This window comes from Sulfitobacter sp. M368 (assembly GCF_025141875.1).
GTDB lineage: Bacteria > Pseudomonadota > Alphaproteobacteria > Rhodobacterales > Rhodobacteraceae > Sulfitobacter > Sulfitobacter mediterraneus_A.
On sequence record NZ_CP081113.1, the window covers coordinates 1,050,068 to 1,067,227 of the forward strand.

Below are 17,160 nucleotides of genomic sequence, written 5' to 3' on the forward strand. Positions count from 1 at the left end.
GGGACAACCCCATAAATTCGCGCGGGGGACGCTCAGCGGCGCGCTGAGGGAGCCAATGCTACCCGAACAGCACCCCATGATTGAACCGTCATTTAACTCTGTACGGCTGGCCGGGGTTAGGCCTGACCAAAGTTCGCATCTTTCTTATCGAGATATTCATCATCAGCTTTAGCGAGGAGATATTTGAAATGACAATCAGCGCAAAATGGGGCTTCAACGGCGAAACCAAGGTCATACTCGGGAACTGGCATCGGCTTTGGTGTCTGCTATTCGGGCCGCTGTATTACTTGTTTAAGGGCATGTGGCTGTGGGCACTGTTGTCCCTGCTGACCGCCAATGGCCTCTGGGTTGGATTCCCGCTCTACAACCGGTCCATCGTGCTGCGGCATTTCCATCGCAAGGGCTGGGCGCAGGAATGATCGCAAGCACGCCCAAACTGGCAGAATGCTACCCAAGTGGAACCCCAGACACCGGCATGATACCCGATGTAAGCACGGACTCTTTGAAAAGAATCAGCGATTTAGCTCCGGCTCGCACCCGAAAGACTGATACGTAGTCAACGGGTCAGTCCGAGGTGTTCCGCGCGGTGCCCGATGCGGCGCTGTGATAGAGCAACCAAAGGGGGGATGGGGGAGGCGTTTTTTTAACGGCGCGTGCCTCTCGGGCAGACAAGTGGTCATGCATACTGCTGAGGTATTTGGCCCTCAGCCGCTACCCACACCACCCCCACTGGACGTGTGGTCAGTTTACCTTGTTACGAGGCACCGCCGTCGCGGGCATCTTTCCTTCTTTCCGCATATCCTGAAATACCTCTATGTGATCCATGATCGTGAGGGCGTGTTTGAAAGCGAGGTCCGTCCGCGAGAAAGTCTCGAAACCATGGATCGAACAATAAAGACCGGTGAGTTCCAGCAGGGCATCGACGACATCAGTGTTTTTGAGGGCAACGCGGTCGGCACCATCAATTTCGCCGCAATCCAATATCGCATTGTGGATTTTGGACTTTAGGCGCTTAATATTTTTTTCGTGTCTGGTCATTCTATGTTTCCTTTGTTTTTCCGTGCGCCGAACACGCAGATGCGAGACGGAGCCTTGTTTTGTGGGGGGTGAACACTTGCTCAAAAATCCCACACGTATGCGAATTGTGAGCAAGTGATGCTGATGCGTTGATCAGGGCAGCGCCCAGACCGACGCTTTTCCGTCTTTCGATTTCGCAATACCGAGCGTGTCACCCGCCCGGCGAAGGGTGGCTTGCGTGATCCCGTTTGCGGAGGCCATCCCGTCCAGCGCTTTCTTTTTGACCGGCCCGTTGCGCAGAATACTCTCCAGCCACGCTGTCGCCGTGTCGCGTTCTTTTGGAGGTCTCCCACGCTCGGCTTCGGGCGGCGCAAGCAGATCGCTAACTGTTAGCTCTGGGTCGCACTCATGCCACCTGATTTGGGGATGCTCTCGCGGACCACCGCTTTCCATTTCAAAAACAATGGTTGGACCCGGTTCCGCATAATTGGATTTCGCATGAGCGACGGCACGCTTGCGTGGATCGTCAGGATGCGGTGCAAGGATCAGACCCGAGCGAACGCGTGCCGATATAGAAATCGACCCGATACCTTGGTGCATAGCGTGATCAGCGCGTGCTTTCCGAAGATGCCGCACGATCAATATGGCAGTATCAAACTCACGGGCAAGCAGGTCAATTTGTACCATAAAGTGCATGGTCTCAGTCGCCTTGTTCCCATCCGCGCCCTCTTTCATGAACGCTATGATGGGGTCGATGACGACCAGCGCAGGGGTGTTCGCCGACAATTCCTGACGCAGTAAAGACAGCCCTCTTTCGTCCAACGTGAATGGTTCTTCTTGGTATCTAACCTTTGACACATCCGCGCCAGCTTTCACCAGGCGAGGCTTGAGAACCCGCGACGGGTCATCCTCTGCGGACATGAACAGAACGGAGCCTTTTTCGATTTCATCAACGAAGGGTGGAGGCTCCCCAATCGTAACCGCCGCTGCAATCGCACAGGTAAACGTGGATTTCCCTTGGCCCATGTTACCGTCGAGCACTGTCAGTGCACCTTTGACGATATAGGGGTACGCAAGAAACTGGGGTGCGCTTTCCTCAACGTCACCCAGCCAACCGAACGCCTCTTCGTGTCCTGCGTCGTAGCCGCTAACACTTGCCGCGATACGCTCGACTTCGTCATCGTCCAGAGGCGGGCTGCAAGCGGTCTCATTGATTGCCTTTAGCGCACCCGCAATTGCCGTTTCCGGCAGCGCACGAAATCGGAGTGATCCGGCGATCTTGGTAAGTTCATTATTCCGCCCACCGGCTTTGAATGTGTTTTCTTGACCAAACTGCATAGTGCGCGGCGATTTTACAGCCAGTTTCTGCCGCACGCTCTGTGGAAGCCCTGCAATCGGCCTTTGGAGTTGAAAAGCGCGATACTCTTTGCCGCTATGATGTGTGCTTGGCGGAACCACTATGTATCCGCTCTGAGCGTCCTTTATGTCGATACCGGCAAGCTTGGCTTTCTTTTTCGGGAGTTCACCCGAAACCCGAAAGTAGTAGTGCCTGCCCCTGCCAGTACGGACATATGGTGTCTTGGGCAAATTAAAGCTCTTGTAGGTTTCCGCGCCTTCGGAGCCATCAACGTCCAACACCACGATGTGGGGTGGCAGAATGACCCCTAGATTGGCCGACGGGTATTTCTTGAATGCCGACCTAATTTCGCGGGGATCGCTCGTTGCGCTGTGTTGTCCCTGCGGAAACAACGCAGCAATCGGATGCTTGCCCGGAGCGACGCAGGTTTTCTTGCGACAGGTACAAACCCCGTCATCGTCGATGCCGTGCAGAGCAATGATTTTGACCCCTTGCCGCGCCCAAGCGAGCGCGGCTTTGACCTTCGAGGAAGATTTCATATCACCCTCGAAACGAAATGAACTAGGCATTTCGGTTCTCCTCATATTGGTGATTAGTAGTCAGCGTAAAATGTTCGGGAACGTTCTTCGGCACGCTCTTCCAACCAAGCTGAAAGCTCTGCGACCGACCAAAGGCAGGTTGTCCCGCCACATTTCAAGCGGCGCGGAAAGCGGCCATGTTTCTCCCAGCGCAACAAGGTTGTGTTGCTTACAGTAATGCCCATGCGTTTCAGATCATCGCGCGTGGCTAAGGTCTTTCGACCGTCTTCGATTTTCATAATGGACCTCCATCGGGTTGATGAAGGGGTCGACCCCATGTGTGGAGAAATACGACAGATTGAGATGGCGTGAAATCAATGCTGCAGCCAAAGCTGCGCAGGTTTTGCGCAACTAATGGTACCTACTCTTCCGGCGGCAAAGTGGCAGCATCAAGCACCTGACCGGAAAACGAGAAGCTTGGCCCGAAAATTTCGCGACCACATGCTTCCATGAATTGCGTGTACTCGCTACTCGCGGTCTTTGTCCGGTCGTATCCACCACGCCGAGCAGGCAGGTCAGGAAAATACTGACGAAACACCTCGGTCAGAACTTCTGTTAAATCTATTTTGAATTCATTTGAAAGAGGTGAACCTCGGCGCGTGCGCCCTTCCATTGCTTCTAACAAATCGGTCACTCGGCCAACCAGCAATTCAAGCTCTTCGAGTAACAGCTTTCGATCAGGCGGTGCGGAAACTGCGCCGTCTGGCCACTCAGAAAGCAAGGTTAAATTTTCATCCGAAAGAGCTGCGACAAGTTTCTGCGCCGGGTGTAAAACCGAGCTTTTGATTGTTCGCTTTCGCTCATCTGGCCCCAGTAGTTTTGGCCCATCGCCGATCCCGAGAGGCGAAGACATTGCTGCAATCCAATACGCCTCGGCAATGGCCCGCAGATCCTTTGCCAACGCCACTTGGTCAACGTTCTTTTTACTAGCAACCCTTCTGCAAATTTTCTCGATCAGCTTTTCCGAGAAAAAGTTAGGTGCTGGTGGAAGTGGCCGCTCCAACCATCCCAGATCGCGATATTTCAGGTAGTAGGGCTGATTTGGTGGCTTTCGCGACATGACTATTCCAAAGTTCAAGCGCATCGCGCTTTTCATCTGCATATGAATAGACATTGTAGATAGCGGCCACGCCCGAGACCACACCCGTCTTGTGGTTCAGCAGGGCTTCGGTGACAGGCTGCGGGACGCCCAGCATCGCCATGTTGGTGGACATGGTGCGGCGCAGGTCGTGAATGATCCACGGTTCCGTGCCCTCGGTCAGCGCCTTGTCGAGCCGGTCTTTCAGGCGACCGAAACCCGACACGGGCGATTTGCCGGTGGTCGTGAACACGTAGTCCGATCTGATGAATTTTGGCACCTTGCGCAGAACGTCAAACATTGCATCCGTGATGGGAACGGTATGCTGTCTACCGTTCTTCGCGCGCTGCGAAGGAAGGGTCCAAAGGCGTTTTTCGAGGTCGAGTTCGGACCAGCGCATTTCGGCGACCTCAGCGCGCCTCTGGCCGCTCAACATCAACAGCTTCATGCAATCCCCAAAAGGATAGCCCTCGTCGTCACAGGCCACCCACAGCGCGCCCAGTTCTTCGCCCGACAACACACGCTCACGGGGTTTTTCTTTCGATAGAGGTTTCATTCCGGCGATGGGATTGACATCGATCATGCCGCGCTCAACACACCATCCCATTAGATGTTTGAGATGGGCCAGCGCTCGGTTCGCGCTGACGGGTGCCATTTTGTGGATCGTGTCGCAAGCTTTCACTACGTCGGCGCGCTTGACCTCGTCGATCCGTTTGCCGTGCAACGTGGTGAATTTCTCCAACAAAGCTTTCTTGCGTTTCCAATCGCGGTTGTGAACCTTCGCATGCTTCACGATGTAATCGGGGATCACGTCAACCAGCGTCGGTTTCGCTTCGATCTCTATACCAGTGTTCTGTTCAAACCTGCCCGTTTCGACTTCGTAGAGGATTTGTCGCGCTCGTTCCCGTGCGTCCGTTAGGGAAAACGGCCCGAACTGGCCGATGGTCAATCGCTTCATTTTCCCGTTAATGCGCTTGTGGAAGCTGAACGTCTTGGTGCCGGATTTGTTCACACGAAGGACCAAGCCGGGAACAACCGTGTCTCGATAGTCAACGCGCTTGGATGGGTCGGGCTTTCTGGTTTCGATGAACTTTGTGGTGAGTTTCTGTATCATGGGGTCATGATAAGAGACCCGGAAACGCCACGTCAGGGACAATCCTAGACGAAGCGAGACGGGTTGGATGGGAATTGGTTAACTTACCGTTCGCCCACTTCGCCAATAACTTACCTTCGCCAGCGTATCCTCCACCAACTGCTTTCTGAAGGTTTCTCATGGCGCTAGATACCCCCGTTGTCCGATTCTTACGATCTGGCGGTAAATCCGAATTTACGGTCAGCTTGAAACGTATTCATAGCTCGCCAGAGTGGAAGAATGCTTCGTTCAATCTCAGGCCACATCTCCTGAGATTTTTGGAGCTTTTGGACGGTGCCGATGCCGACAACGCAGATTTCCTGTCGGAACATTTTGGTGATGTAGGAGAATTCAACTCAGAGTCATTGAAGCAACGTGCATATGATGAATTTGAAGCCCGGTTGTTTGCAGTGCTGGGCGTCTACGAACGTGAAGGTCGTGATCGCGATGAAATCGCAACATTGATCGAGGTCGATATTAACGCCACAGAAGCATGGTTGCTCCGCAAATTTCAAAACGTACTTAATGAGGCGCGCCAACGTGCAGCGGGTGTGACACATTACGTTTGGCGATCAGCCGATGACTCTAAAGTCCGGTCCAGCCATGCAGAGCGCGATGACCGCGTGTTTCCTTGGAGCCACAGCTTTCCAGACGGCTTGCCAGGTGAGGCGCACAACTGTCGGTGCTACGCAGAACCGGCTGTGCTCAATGGTACGACAATACTGACAGGTCGTACCGTTCCCCCTGATCTTGCGGATCGCATCGCTGGCGCGCGAAGTCGGGGACTTGCACAAGCCGGCGAAGATGCGCTGGTCGGCACTGTAACGGCAACTTTCGATCTGCTGCGTTTTTCCTACCTCGGCTATCGGAGACTTTTTGGGATCATCACCGAGGAAGAAGAAGCGGAACGCCTTGCTGCGCGTGAAAACATTCTTGCAGCGCTAGATCGACTGACCGAATTGGATTTAGAGACGGCTGAGATGATCGCGAACGAAGCCGTCGCTTACTTTGAAGCTCAGCACGCAGAGCTTCGCCTGTTAGACTTGGAATACCGCCTTGGCCTGACTAGTGAAGACGCATTGCTGCGCGCATACGAAAACGTGGCATATCTCGACGCCTCTGTTTTGTTGGGGGGAACCGCGTTCACAGCGGGCGCCGCAAAACTTGGGGTAAATCTATCTCGCCTACGTCCTGCCGCCGCGTTAAACGCATTGCGAGTGGGACGCGCAAGGTTGGATGACATGCTCAACACCCGCCGAAGAGAAGCGGATGCGCTTGTTGCTAACCGCTTCGCTGAGTTGGAAGCACAGGGTCATGGACCGCAGCGACATGAAGGGGCCGTCACACGTCAGATGCTGGAAGATCGAGTATTGAAAGGTTTCGATCCGATGACAGGCAGTCGGAAAGATGGGGTTACAGGCCGACCACACATCGTGAGCCGAAGAGCAACTCGGATTACGAGTGAAGCGGATTTTGTTGCCGCTGAATCGCTCATTAGAAGGTCGCCAGAATACAGACTTGCACGAGATACAGCTTTGTCTCTGGTTGGAAATGGTCGGTCCCGGTTTGAAGTTGTGTTGCCTATCGAAGACGTCCTTGGCCCCAACTACGCGAATGCAGTTGAAGGTGTCACAAGAGTGGGTAGTTTCAAGAGCCCTCAAGGGGTTACTCCGATTGACTTCGAAGGCGGACAAATAAAAGCTGTGTACGAATTGACACCAGATGGGGAACCGTTGCTGGTCACGCTATTTCCGATTGGAGGGAACACATGACTCAAGTTGATCTGAGAACCCAAGCATGGATGAAAGATATTGGACTGTATTGTGGCGCGAATACAAACGATCCTGCCAGACTGAAGGAAATTTCTGCCGAACGTACGGAGTGGTCAGATCGCTTGAAGCGAAACTTTGAGCATGTTCTCGCGAAAAAAAGCGTGACTGCCTTAGACTACGAGAACCAAACAGATGTCAGTTTTGATTCTGATGCAGATCTGCACGCCTACCTACATCGACTGTATGACTACCTTTATAGATCAGGCCCGTTCCCCGACTTGATTTAATCTCTCCTTGTAGGCAAGTTGCGCTCAAAGCCGTGACCAAGAGGCGTTGCCGCCTTTGGTGGCGCCCAAGAAAGCGCAGTCACATTTTAGGTGCGAAAATCGACCTATGGTTGAGAGCCAAGAGAGCAGGGATCATAATTTTGTCGGACTGGGACATTCCAGAGAATCAAGAGCTGGAAGACTTCGCTTGGGACAGAATGGAAGTCGGCGATTTGCGGGGAGCGACCGACGCCGCGCTCAGAGCAATCAAGTTAGAACCCGATACGATTGACAGCTATGTCATTCTCGCTCAAGCCGCAGCAGTACTAGGGCAAAAGCAGGCTTATGCTCGCGAAGCCGTCCGTCTTGGCGAAATCGCGTTCAAGGACGAAATCGCCTCTGCACCCTCGGAGGACTTCCCATTTTGGAGTGTCACAAGGACAAGACCGTACATGCGTGGTCTTCATACGCTGGCGCTTGCGCTTTGGGAAGATGGCAGAAGCAGCGCAAGAGATGAAGCGATTGAGATTGCTCAAAAAATGCTCCGTATATGCCCAAACGATAATATTGGCGTGAGGTTCCTGCTACCCGAATGGTACGCCAGACAAAACAAATGGTCGTTAGGACGGCGTCTTTTGTCTGAGTTTCGGGATGAATATCGAACAGAGATGAATATGTGGGCCGCACTTTGTGCATTCCAAGACGATGATCTTGAAGCGGCGCAGGACATGGTAACGAAGGCCAGACAAAGAAATACGCATATTGTCGGACAGCTTCTCTTAAAGCGACACCCCAAACGGAGTGAAGCTGCGTGGGTAGCTCAAGGTTCGATTGAAGAGGCGAAGGCGTACTCAAACCAAGCCTATGACCTTTGGCGATCAATGGATGGTGGAGTTGAGTGGTTGTCTCAATTTCCACGCCGCTAAGCTCTGCACGTTAGATTTCCCCTAGTCTTCGCCAAAATCAAATTGCGAAAGCCGGATTTTGATTATTAGGCCGCTAGGAAGCTTGGGGTATCGTTGGGGTAGCAGTAGCCGTGTGCTTGAATGCTCTGGCGCGTGACAAGTCGAGACGTTCTGCTAAGCTCAAATATCAAGGTTTTCAATCGGCTACGTTACAGGTTGAGCACGCTTGAGACAGCCTGCGCGGATCACAAGGCTAATTGAAAATCCTCGTGTCGGTGGTTCGATTCCGCCCCCGGGCACCATTAATTCTAATTAAGAACAGTACCTTGCTGGTAGTTGCCGGTCCTGGGCGATGTGTCAATTTTTAGCTGGGTGTCGTATGGGGGCAGGTTAGAATTCCCCAACGATGCGGGGGATTGGACTGATTGTTGGCTTTATCAACCGTATGACCAGTATTCTCTTGGTAACTATAGTGGGCGTTCTGTCCGTGTATCACACCACGAAATTGAGCGCCCGAATTAAGGTAACAAAGTCCGCTCTCCGAACCTCCCAGAGCTGATATATTGCGTTCCTGCAGCGAATGGCCGGAATGCGGGCTGCAACCGCAGAAACCTAGCAAGGCGACAAAAGTCGGCTTTGGGCCGTTACTATTCAATCAGATCGCGCCATGACAGCTCGAATTTCGCGAGATATTTACGCAGACGATCAGCATCGTTGCGGCTAGCCCGTTCTTCGCGGGATACGGCAAACAGCTTTCGTCCGGCTTCACTGATGGATTGTGACGATTGGCAAGTCCGAATAACCTGTGCCAATTGGCTGATATCAAATGGGTCCAATGGCCGATCTACATAATCGCCGACAAGCTTGCTATCCACGTTACTGTCTGCGGCACGCCACCGACGTTGCAGAGTTGCGATTTCTTCTTCGACTTGTGTTCTTGTGATGCGTCCGCGTGGCGCCAGCGTGCAAAGCCGCAAGACAGCACCACTGAAATCGCGGAAGTTGCCCGGCCAAAGTGTTGAGGGCGACTTTGCAAATCGTAACCAAGCGTCAGCGGCGTCGGCATTAAAACCGACCCTGATGCCCAGCATTTTCTCTGCGCGCGCGAGCTCAAACCGCAGGTTTGCATCAAGATCCTCGGTACGCTCTCGCAATGCGGGCAATCTAAATGTCCACAGGTTCAATCGCGACAATAGATCGAGGCGGAACTGACCTTCCGCCGCGAGCCTCGTCAGGTCTTTGGTCGCACCTGCGATGACTTGAAACCGGCTGGTGACTTCTGAGTCGGATCCAAGCGGATAATATCGGCCCGTTTCAATAGCGTGCAGCAGCAGTGCTTGTTCTTCCAGTCCCAGTTCATCGATCTCGTCCAGGAATAAGACACCGCCATCCGCTTCGCGCAAAAGACCCGCACGTTCCGTCCCTGGCTGCCCTGTGTGGCTCCGTCTCTGGCCAAAGAGCGTAGGTAGTGCTGCGCCCCCACGCAGGGTGGCACAATTGACCTGAACAAGCCGTCCTTTGACGCGCCTTCGCTGCAGCTTCAGTTCATAGATCCGCTGGGCAAGCTCTGACTTCCCAGTGCCCGACTCACCGAGCAAAAAGATTGGCGCATCCGAAAGACCCGCAACTTGTTCGATACGGTCAATCAACGCGTTGTACCGGGAGTTTTTCGTCTCAATCCCGCCTTTTAGCAGGTCTCCGTATTCGCGTGTTTGCTCGTCGAAGCGCTGCTGAAGCGCATCATATTTGTTGAGATCAAGATCGATTAGATCAAAAGTACCGTTTGCTTGCTCGCCCCGTGGCGGCCCGGTTTGGATCAGAGCTGCTGGGATGTGCCGGGATTCAGACAGCAAGAACCAGCAGATTTGGCCGATATGCGTGCCAGTCGTCAGATGGATGTGATATCGCTCACGATCCTCGTCAAACCCGTAGTCCTGCGCAAAGTCGTATAGCTTTGAATAGACCTCTTCGAGATCCCATGGGTCCACCATATCCATGCGATGAAGCAAAACCTCGGTATCAGGAGACACCAGTTCGATCTCTTTCTTGAGGCTATGCGCGACGCGGCTGAACTTAACATCATACAGTAATTCAAACCGATCAACCGGAAAGCCGTCTACCTGACACAAGCCCAGAGACGGTTTCCAGCCGCCGCGTTTACCGCGATCAAGCTGTGTTCCAAGAAAGCCAAGGACGACGTTACGCATGGCATTATCCATATTAATAAAAGGCGATACTATTAGATAGTATCACAAGCTAACATGTGCGCCAATGTTAAGTAAATGTGTTCATTATCAACATGATAAGAAGTATTTCGCTCTTCTTTGTTCGTCGGCCCGAATCCTGCGAAAACTGATCCACCGAAAGAGACCAAGCAAAGCAAACGGATGAATTCGCATCCGGAAAAGCGGCGGGTTGGGCGTATTCCCAATCCGCCGTGCCGCAACCGTCACCCCAAGGAATGGGGAGCAATGACCAAAGGATAAGACAATGGAAGACCTCACATTCACACCGCTCAACGGTCGCGACCTCAAAAGTTGGGGACATGTGCCTGGGCCGCAGTTTCCACACCTTTTGGCGCGGGCCAATCAGATGCTGGAAGAGGGGAAGGATGTGAAGGATATTCGGAACGATCTGTCATCTGAAATTCCGATCCCACCCGAACAGATCGAGCCGCATGAGATGGGGTCTGTCACGTTCCATGAGAACCTTATCCCTGCTGATGCAGATGAAGAAAAAAACCTTGCTAAGGTTCGCGAGACAATGCGCGCCGTGATGCAGACCCCAACTGTGGTTGGCGGAGCGATCATGCCTGATGCCTGTCCTGCAGGTCCCATCGGGACCATTCCGGTGGGTGGGGTTGTCGCGGCAAAGAATGCGATCCACCCAGGCATGCACTCGGCCGACATTTGTTGTTCTTTGATGATGACCGATTTGGGTGACGCCGATCCAGCTGCCGTGATGGATGCAGCCGCGAGGGTGACCCATTTCGGGCCCGGTGGCCGTCCGCAAGGGCAGCGCTTTACAGTGTCGTTGGATTTGCTGGATGCGTTTCGTGGCAACCCGTTTCTGAACAACGCGAAGACAATTCGCGCGGCACAGGAACAGATGGGCACGCAGGGCGACGGGAACCATTTCTTGTTTGTAGGGCGGTCTCGGACCACAGGTCGAACAGCAATGATCACACACCATGGATCACGCGGACCGGGCGCAAAACTATATAAGGCTGGAATGGAAGTTGCGGAGAAATATCGCCGCAGACATTCACCCAAGACCTTGAAGCAGAACGCGTGGATCCCCGCAGACACCGAAGACGGGTGTGCCTATTGGGATGCGTTGCAGATCATCCGCAAGTGGACGAAGACGAACCACAACTCAATCCATCAGGCAACGATGGAGGCGGCGCAAGCCTCTGCAGGTGAGCGGTTCTGGAATGAGCATAACTTCGTCTTTCGGCGTGGTGACGTTTACCTTCACGGCAAAGGCGCCACACCCGGATGGTCTGGGTTTGCAGCAGATGCTGATGCAGGTGGTCGCACGATCATCCCGCTGAACATGGCGGAACCTGTGTTGATTGTTCGGGGCACTGATGCGCCACATGCCCTTGGATTCAGTCCGCACGGGGCGGGGCGCAACTGGTCGCGGACAGAACACATGCGCAGGCTTGGCGCAAACACAGCTGAAGAGGCGTTGATCGAGGAAACCGCCGGCTTGGACGTGCGTTTTCACGCAGGTAAAGTCGATGCGTCAGAACTGCCGTCCAGCTACAAGCCAGCGACTGCGGTTGCCGCTCAGATTGAGTCTTTCAATTTGGCGGAGATCGTCGACTGGATTGACCCGTATGGGTCCATCATGGCCGGTGATATGCCACGGTTCATTCGTCGCCCGAAGGGTCGCCGGTAGAAACTGAAAAGCCCTGAGCATGCTCTCGGGGCTTTTCGAGGTTCGGACAATGGAACAAAGCTGATGGCGACCTTGGCAAGTTATGATGGTTGGAAACGTCCGCTTTGACACACGCTGCACCGCAGTATGAACTTGGCTGCGCTATGTCCGGTTTGGGCCGCGAGTTCACTTGTTTTCTGGCGGAAAAATGATGTCCGGAAATTTTGGGCGGATGAGGTCGATCAGTCTTTTGAATTGCTTCTTACCCAGAAATCGGCCGGTTGTTTCTGCTCCGCGAAACAATTCTGCATTTCCGAGATGCATTTTCAGGCCCAGAAATCGGTCTCTTTCGCCAACACAGTGAGCGTGAGGATTTGAAGGAAACGGATCAGCGTCGAATTTATGTACCCACCAAACCTCGCCGTTAACCTTGTAGTCTTTCTCATCATCCACTCCTCAGTGGCTACGATGAGCAACAAACCCTCTCTTAGCAAATGACCCTATTTGGACCCATAAGTGCTGACTTCAGACACGCGGCTGCGACCTTTGTCGCATGCAAGTTGTTGACGTCATGGCGTCAGGCCAGATCAAGGAGCGGGCTTCGGTGCTTCAAAATAAGACAGAGAAACCTGTCCGGTTCGAAATATCGGGGGGCACCCGAGCATCGGTTGCGAAATGGATGGAGGACCCACTCATGGTCGGTTCAGAATATCTTTGGCCCGGTCGATTTCATGAGCGCCTCCATATTTCGACACGGCAATACGCGCGGATTGTTCGGGATTGGGTCACATCGATTGGCCTTGAAGCGGCAGCATATGGAACTCATTCAATGCACCGGACCCAAGTAACGCAAATCTATAAAAAGACTGGCAATTTGCGAGCGGGTCAACTTCTGCTTGGCCATATTAAGATGGATAGCACCGTTCGATACTTAGGCGTCGAACTTGGAGATGCTCTGGCCATCGCAGAAGCCATCGAGATCTAAAGGCCTTGGGTCGCCGACAGGGGCAGCCCTTAAGAGACATTCGCCACGGCTTTCGCCGCTGCGATGCAGCTTTTGCATTTCAGACATTCGCCGCCACTGCATAATCAACGCAGCGCCGCTTCACACAATGGGTACATTGCTGGCAGCTATATTGAAGAGTTAGACACCCCGGCATTGACACATTCGCCATGCGCGCCTTAGCTGGAACCGATTGGGGTCAATGTTGACGCAAAACGCTACTGGAAAATTGAATCTCTGGGAATTGTTCCAAGCCAAGCAACTGGGCCTGAGCAAAGAAGAGCAACGATATCTCACAGTTCTTAACCTAGGTGGTCCAGTAGCGGGCCTTGGGCACTTTGGCTTCTTGGTCGTTTTCTGGCAGCTCGACTACACTTTGCTTGCGGTCTACAATGTCTTTAGCGTTTTAGCATTTGCTTTTGGGGCGTGGCGATCGTTCAACGGCGATTACAAGACAGCAACCTATCTTGGCGTCCTTATCGAATTCCCGCTACATGCCATTTTGGCAACGCTGTATCTTGGGTTCGAAGGTGGCTTCTGGCTGGCTGGTTTCATGAGCATCGCTGTCCTTTTGCTCTGTCCAATCTTTCCACGTCCGAAGCGGTTCCTTTTAGCAAATACAATTGTCGTCATTGTCGGCTTGGTTTGTATTTATTCACTCGAAACTGGGGCAAAATACGACGTTCCCAATTGGCTCTCCCACATATTTCTGATGAATAATCTCCTTATGCTCGCATTGGCGATATCGATGGTTGTTGCCATGTATGATGTGGCTGTTGAAGCCGCGGAAAGGGCCCAACAACACGAATTCCAACGTGCGGAAGGCCTTTTGCTAAACATCCTTCCTGCTCGGATTGCTGAGCGTTTGAAAGCTCAGGAAGAGCCTTTGGCCGATAGTCTGACGTCTGTCACGGTGCTGTTTTCTGACATCGCCGGATTTACGAGAATGTCTCGCGGCATGACCGCCGAGGCGCTGGTGACTTTGCTAAACGACCTTTTCATCCGATTTGACGCTTTGGTTGAACAGCATGGAGCTGAGAAGATAAAAACCATTGGAGATGGCTATATGGTTGCGACAGGGTTGGATGGCACGGGCAACCATGCGGAGACGATGATCAACCTGGCGCAGGATATGCACTCCACATTTGAAGATTTCCGACAGACGCAGCAGTTGGATCTCGGACTACGCACAGGCGTCCATTCCGGGGCCGCCGTTGCTGGCGTGATTGGCAAACAGAAATTTGCCTACGATCTTTGGGGAGATACGGTTAACATCGCCAGTCGCATGGAGTCTTCGGGTATCGCTGATCGCATTCAGATGTCATCAGAAACACGTGACTTGTTGCCTGAACGCTATCTTGCCGAGCCTCGTGGAAGTATTGCAATCAAAGGCCATGCGGCTCGGAATGCCTACTTGTTGCTGACGGCCGAATAGCCGTGTTTGAGTATTGCGACAACATCGAACCCAGTCATTTTAGGCTCTCTACCGACTTCGGATTCATTTAAGTATCAGCAAGATACGCATAAATTTGGCTGGCCCAAACGGCCCTAACCAGCCGTTCATCGCGAGAGACTTTGCCGCATTGCAACTTCCCCAAAGCAGACGTTGATCGATTGCGCACCATCTCCAACATTAGCGTGCACTGATCGGACAAAATGAACTCGTGCAATCGCAGCTTCAATTATTGCCACGCAACCTCGCTTGCTCCGGGTTCGGTGCATTTTCACCTGTCAATCGCCACCACTTCGGCGCTTCGCAACGTCTGAAAGACCTCGGGCCAGCAGGTCGAATACGATCCGGATACGGCGGCTGGTCTGTAACTCCCGATGCGTGACCAGCCATATTGGAAACTCCAACGATGGGAAATCCGGTAAGACCTTCTCGATGCCCGGTTCAGCCTCGCCCAACGTTTCGGGTTGCATAGAGACGCCGTAGCCCGCTTTCACCAATTCCCATGCGACAACACCGCTCTCACTCGACATAACGAAGCTCTCTGCACGAACGGTTACGCCCATGTTGTGCAGAGGGGCCATCAGCCGCTCGGGGTCGGCGTTGCCGACGAAATCGAGAGCGGCTACCTCGCTCGGTGTGCGTGGGCGGCCTACGCGATCGAGATACTCGGTCGTGGCATAGAGATTGGCGCGGAAGTCGGCCAAGTGCCGCGCTATGAGGTCCGGCTGGTCTGGCCGGACGTGTCGGATCGCGATGTCCGCTTCGCGCTGCGTCAAATTCTGCATGTCGCTTGACGCAAGGATGCGTACGCGGATGCCTGGCGCCACCTGTCGCAACGGCTTGAGTAGGCCCGGCAGGATCGCCGCTGACAGAAGGTCTGTTCCTGTTACCGTCACCTCGCCCGTGACTTCCTGAGACTTTCCGTCGGCAACTATCGAGATGAGCGTCGCGGCCTCGCCCATTGTGCGCACGTGATCAAGCAGGTCGCGCCCTGCCTTCGTCAAGGTGAGGCCACGAACGCTGCGCTCTACCAGCGTGACGCCAAGTGCCTCCTCCAGCGCACCGATTTGCCGTCCTATCGTCGGTTGCGTTGTCTTCAACACACGCGCCGCGCCGCTGAACGAGCCTTCCTCAGCTGTCGCGAGGAAAGTGCGCACTTGGTTCCAATCGAAGGAGACGGCCTGCCAGTTCATTCATGGGCGTATAGCAGGTGGACAAATTTAGGCAATCGACCCTTCACCGGCGCATGGATGATACTGACTACGAAACGAGACCGGCCTTATCGCGGCAATCGAAAGCGACCCGTTCTTACGCCCGGCGCTTCCGCGCTGCTTTAAACCTGAAGTGCAACACGCAAAGGAAACCGACATGACTGCCCAAGCCTTCTGGGACCGGCATGCGCCCAAGTACGCAAAAAAGCCCATTGCCGATGTCACCGCCTACGAAGAAAAGCTGGAATGCGTCACTGAGCTTCTTCGATCAACCGACCGCGTTCTTGAAATCGGCTGCGGGACAGGCGGCACGGCGAGTAAGATCGCGCCTGTCGTCGCTCATGTGACCGCAACCGACCTCTCTGCCGAGATGATCCGGATCGCCCGGTCACGATCAGGCGGAGATGCGGAGGGAACACCAGAATTTCTTCAGGCGGAGGCGGGGCAACATATTCCTGGCCAACCGTTTGAGGCCATTTGCGCTTTTAGCCTGCTTCACTTGGTGGATGACATACCCACCGTGCTGGATGCAGCATTCCACCAAATGAAACCCGGCGGTCACTTCATATCAAAGACTGTTTGCCTGAAGGACGCGCCTCGCTGGATGCGCGCCATGGTTCGCGTGCTCATGGCCGCGCGGATCGCGCCTAACGTGATCATCTTGAGCCTCGCTGAATTGATGCGGCACCTGATCCGGGCCGGATTCGAAATCGAGCAGACGCGGTACTTTGGAAAGAACCGACTGAGCCCCTTTATCGTCGCGCGCAAGCCCGCCTGAGGCAGACCGGCAACCTATTTCGAGAGACCGAACCATGCACATGATTAACCATCGCGAATGGGCGTTCCTTGCCCTCGTATTTCTCTACTCTTTCATTCCCGCAGTCGTCGGGCTGGTTCGGCTTCCAGAACTTCTCGGCGCTGCGGCGATTATCCCGCCGAACCCGCGTGCGGTGACCGATCCACTCCCGATCACATTACATATCCTTAGCAGTTCAGTTTTCTGCCTTGTGGGGGCTGTGCAGTTCTTGCCGAGCCTGAGGCGTCATCGCCCCGCCCTACACAGGACCATCGGGTGGATCGTGGCGGCAGCGGGGTGCGTCAGCGCACTCACCGGTCTCTGGATGACCGTGGCCTATGCATTTCCCGACGCCCTCCAGGGACCACTGCTTTATGGGGCGAGGATCACGCTTAGCCTCGCGATGGTCTCTCTCATTGCATGGGCTATTGGCGCAATCCGGTCGCGAGACGTCGCCGCGCACCGCGCCGCGATGCTGCGCGCCTATGCAATCGGCCAAGGGGCCTCAACGCAGACCGCGCTCTTTCTGGTCACGATGGGCCTCTTTGACATTGAGCCGCTGGGGTTCTCCCGTGACGTACTGATGGTCGGGGCGTGGGCCATCAACCTTGCGATTGCAGAATTCCTGATCCGCCGCGCCTTTGCGGTGCGCGCATCCGGTGCAGTGATCTGAACCCGGTCGTGCTCCCTGCCTGATACTTGCAAACTTC

16 protein-coding genes and 1 pseudogene are annotated in these 17,160 nt (G+C 54.1%); 9 read left to right on the forward strand and 8 right to left on the reverse strand.

The features are described 5' to 3' along the window. The first annotated feature begins 80 nt into the window (after positions 1-80). The gene (locus K3754_RS05390) at positions 81-419 is read left to right on the forward strand and encodes a hypothetical protein (protein WP_259941703.1); all 339 of its coding nucleotides are present in this window, start codon (positions 81-83) and stop codon (positions 417-419) included. Between the two features lie 322 nt (positions 420-741). Here the strand turns inward: K3754_RS05390 and K3754_RS05395 are convergent, their stop codons facing one another. The 5 genes from K3754_RS05395 to K3754_RS05415 all read right to left on the reverse strand — a co-directional run bounded on the left by K3754_RS05395 (position 742) and on the right by K3754_RS05415 (position 5,144). After that, a complete protein-coding gene (locus K3754_RS05395) occupies positions 742-1,038 on the reverse strand; it encodes a hypothetical protein (protein WP_259941705.1) in 297 nt (98 codons plus the stop codon). Between the two features lie 132 nt (positions 1,039-1,170). Then, positions 1,171-2,943 (reverse strand): bifunctional DNA primase/polymerase, encoded by a 1,773-nt coding sequence (locus tag K3754_RS05400; protein ID WP_259941708.1) that lies wholly within the window; start codon positions 2,941-2,943, stop codon positions 1,171-1,173. Positions 2,944-2,966: 23 nt separating this feature from the next. Further along, the gene (locus K3754_RS05405) at positions 2,967-3,191 is read right to left on the reverse strand and encodes an AlpA family transcriptional regulator (protein WP_259941711.1); all 225 of its coding nucleotides are present in this window, start codon (positions 3,189-3,191) and stop codon (positions 2,967-2,969) included. Positions 3,192-3,313: 122 nt separating this feature from the next. Further along, a complete protein-coding gene (locus tag K3754_RS05410; RefSeq protein WP_259941714.1) occupies positions 3,314-4,012 on the reverse strand; it encodes a hypothetical protein in 699 nt (232 codons plus the stop codon). After that, positions 3,927-5,144: a site-specific integrase gene (locus tag K3754_RS05415; RefSeq protein WP_259941716.1), complete on the reverse strand. Its 1,218-nt coding sequence runs from the start codon at positions 5,142-5,144 to the stop codon at positions 3,927-3,929. The genes K3754_RS05410 and K3754_RS05415 overlap by 86 nt, the downstream gene beginning before the upstream one ends. A gap of 158 nt (positions 5,145-5,302) precedes the next feature. Between K3754_RS05415 and K3754_RS05420 the strand changes: the two genes are divergently transcribed. From K3754_RS05420 to K3754_RS05430, 3 genes are all read left to right on the forward strand, one after another. Continuing rightward, positions 5,303-6,934 (forward strand): phage minor head protein, encoded by a 1,632-nt coding sequence (locus tag K3754_RS05420; RefSeq protein ID WP_259941718.1) that lies wholly within the window; start codon positions 5,303-5,305, stop codon positions 6,932-6,934. Beyond that, positions 6,931-7,221 carry a hypothetical protein gene (locus K3754_RS05425; RefSeq protein ID WP_259941720.1) on the forward strand — a complete coding sequence of 97 codons (291 nt, stop codon included), beginning with the start codon at positions 6,931-6,933 and terminating at the stop codon, positions 7,219-7,221. Before K3754_RS05420 ends, K3754_RS05425 begins: the two co-directional genes overlap by 4 nt. A 140-nt stretch (positions 7,222-7,361) precedes the next feature. Beyond that, positions 7,362-8,126, forward strand: coding sequence for a hypothetical protein (locus tag K3754_RS05430; RefSeq protein ID WP_259941722.1), 765 nt, complete (start codon positions 7,362-7,364; stop codon positions 8,124-8,126). A gap of 626 nt (positions 8,127-8,752) precedes the next feature. Here the strand turns inward: K3754_RS05430 and K3754_RS05435 are convergent. Next, on the reverse strand, positions 8,753-10,312 hold the full coding sequence (locus tag K3754_RS05435; protein WP_259941724.1) for an RNA repair transcriptional activator RtcR family protein: 1,560 nt from the start codon (positions 10,310-10,312) through the stop codon (positions 8,753-8,755). A gap of 283 nt (positions 10,313-10,595) precedes the next feature. On the opposite strand from K3754_RS05435, the gene K3754_RS05440 reads away from it, so the two are divergent. Next, positions 10,596-12,008 (forward strand): RtcB family protein, encoded by a 1,413-nt coding sequence (locus tag K3754_RS05440; protein ID WP_259941726.1) that lies wholly within the window; start codon positions 10,596-10,598, stop codon positions 12,006-12,008. 165 nt (positions 12,009-12,173) lie between these two features. Here the strand turns inward: K3754_RS05440 and K3754_RS05445 are convergent, their stop codons facing one another. Next, a complete protein-coding gene (locus tag K3754_RS05445; RefSeq protein WP_259941728.1) occupies positions 12,174-12,440 on the reverse strand; it encodes a hypothetical protein in 267 nt (88 codons plus the stop codon). A 79-nt stretch (positions 12,441-12,519) separates the two neighbouring features. Between K3754_RS05445 and K3754_RS05450 the strand changes: the two are divergent. After that, positions 12,520-12,972: pseudogene (locus tag K3754_RS05450) on the forward strand (tyrosine-type recombinase/integrase); the annotation flags it as partial. A gap of 220 nt (positions 12,973-13,192) precedes the next feature. Then, positions 13,193-14,425, forward strand: a complete 1,233-nt coding sequence (locus K3754_RS05455) for an adenylate/guanylate cyclase domain-containing protein (protein WP_259941730.1) — start codon at positions 13,193-13,195, stop codon at positions 14,423-14,425. Positions 14,426-14,721: 296 nt separating this feature from the next. Here K3754_RS05455 and K3754_RS05460 read toward each other — a convergent pair whose 3' ends face one another. Further along, on the reverse strand, positions 14,722-15,636 hold the full coding sequence (locus K3754_RS05460; protein WP_259941732.1) for a LysR family transcriptional regulator: 915 nt from the start codon (positions 15,634-15,636) through the stop codon (positions 14,722-14,724). Positions 15,637-15,811: 175 nt separating this feature from the next. On the opposite strand from K3754_RS05460, the gene K3754_RS05465 reads away from it, so the two are divergent. Together K3754_RS05465 and K3754_RS05470 are read left to right on the forward strand one after the other, a co-directional pair. Beyond that, on the forward strand, positions 15,812-16,432 hold the full coding sequence (locus K3754_RS05465) for a class I SAM-dependent methyltransferase (protein WP_259941735.1): 621 nt from the start codon (positions 15,812-15,814) through the stop codon (positions 16,430-16,432). 34 nt (positions 16,433-16,466) lie between these two features. Further along, positions 16,467-17,123 carry a DUF2306 domain-containing protein gene (locus tag K3754_RS05470; RefSeq protein WP_259941737.1) on the forward strand — a complete coding sequence of 219 codons (657 nt, stop codon included), beginning with the start codon at positions 16,467-16,469 and terminating at the stop codon, positions 17,121-17,123. Positions 17,124-17,160: the final 37 nt, after the last annotated feature.

Coding starts and splice junctions, on each gene's coding strand:
- K3754_RS05465 (WP_259941735.1), top strand. CDS start 15,812: ATGACTGCCCAAGCCTTCTGGGACCGGCATGCGCCCAAGTACGCAAAA.
- K3754_RS05410 (WP_259941714.1), bottom strand. CDS start 4,012: ATGTCGCGAAAGCCACCAAATCAGCCCTACTACCTGAAATATCGCGAT.
- K3754_RS05470 (WP_259941737.1), top strand. CDS start 16,467: ATGCACATGATTAACCATCGCGAATGGGCGTTCCTTGCCCTCGTATTT.
- K3754_RS05440 (WP_259941726.1), top strand. CDS start 10,596: ATGGAAGACCTCACATTCACACCGCTCAACGGTCGCGACCTCAAAAGT.
- K3754_RS05460 (WP_259941732.1), bottom strand. CDS start 15,636: ATGAACTGGCAGGCCGTCTCCTTCGATTGGAACCAAGTGCGCACTTTC.
- K3754_RS05415 (WP_259941716.1), bottom strand. CDS start 5,144: ATGATACAGAAACTCACCACAAAGTTCATCGAAACCAGAAAGCCCGAC.
- K3754_RS05435 (WP_259941724.1), bottom strand. CDS start 10,312: ATGCGTAACGTCGTCCTTGGCTTTCTTGGAACACAGCTTGATCGCGGT.
- K3754_RS05400 (WP_259941708.1), bottom strand. CDS start 2,943: ATGCCTAGTTCATTTCGTTTCGAGGGTGATATGAAATCTTCCTCGAAG.
- K3754_RS05405 (WP_259941711.1), bottom strand. CDS start 3,191: ATGAAAATCGAAGACGGTCGAAAGACCTTAGCCACGCGCGATGATCTG.
- K3754_RS05420 (WP_259941718.1), top strand. CDS start 5,303: ATGGCGCTAGATACCCCCGTTGTCCGATTCTTACGATCTGGCGGTAAA.
- K3754_RS05455 (WP_259941730.1), top strand. CDS start 13,193: ATGTTGACGCAAAACGCTACTGGAAAATTGAATCTCTGGGAATTGTTC.
- K3754_RS05395 (WP_259941705.1), bottom strand. CDS start 1,038: ATGACCAGACACGAAAAAAATATTAAGCGCCTAAAGTCCAAAATCCAC.
- K3754_RS05425 (WP_259941720.1), top strand. CDS start 6,931: ATGACTCAAGTTGATCTGAGAACCCAAGCATGGATGAAAGATATTGGA.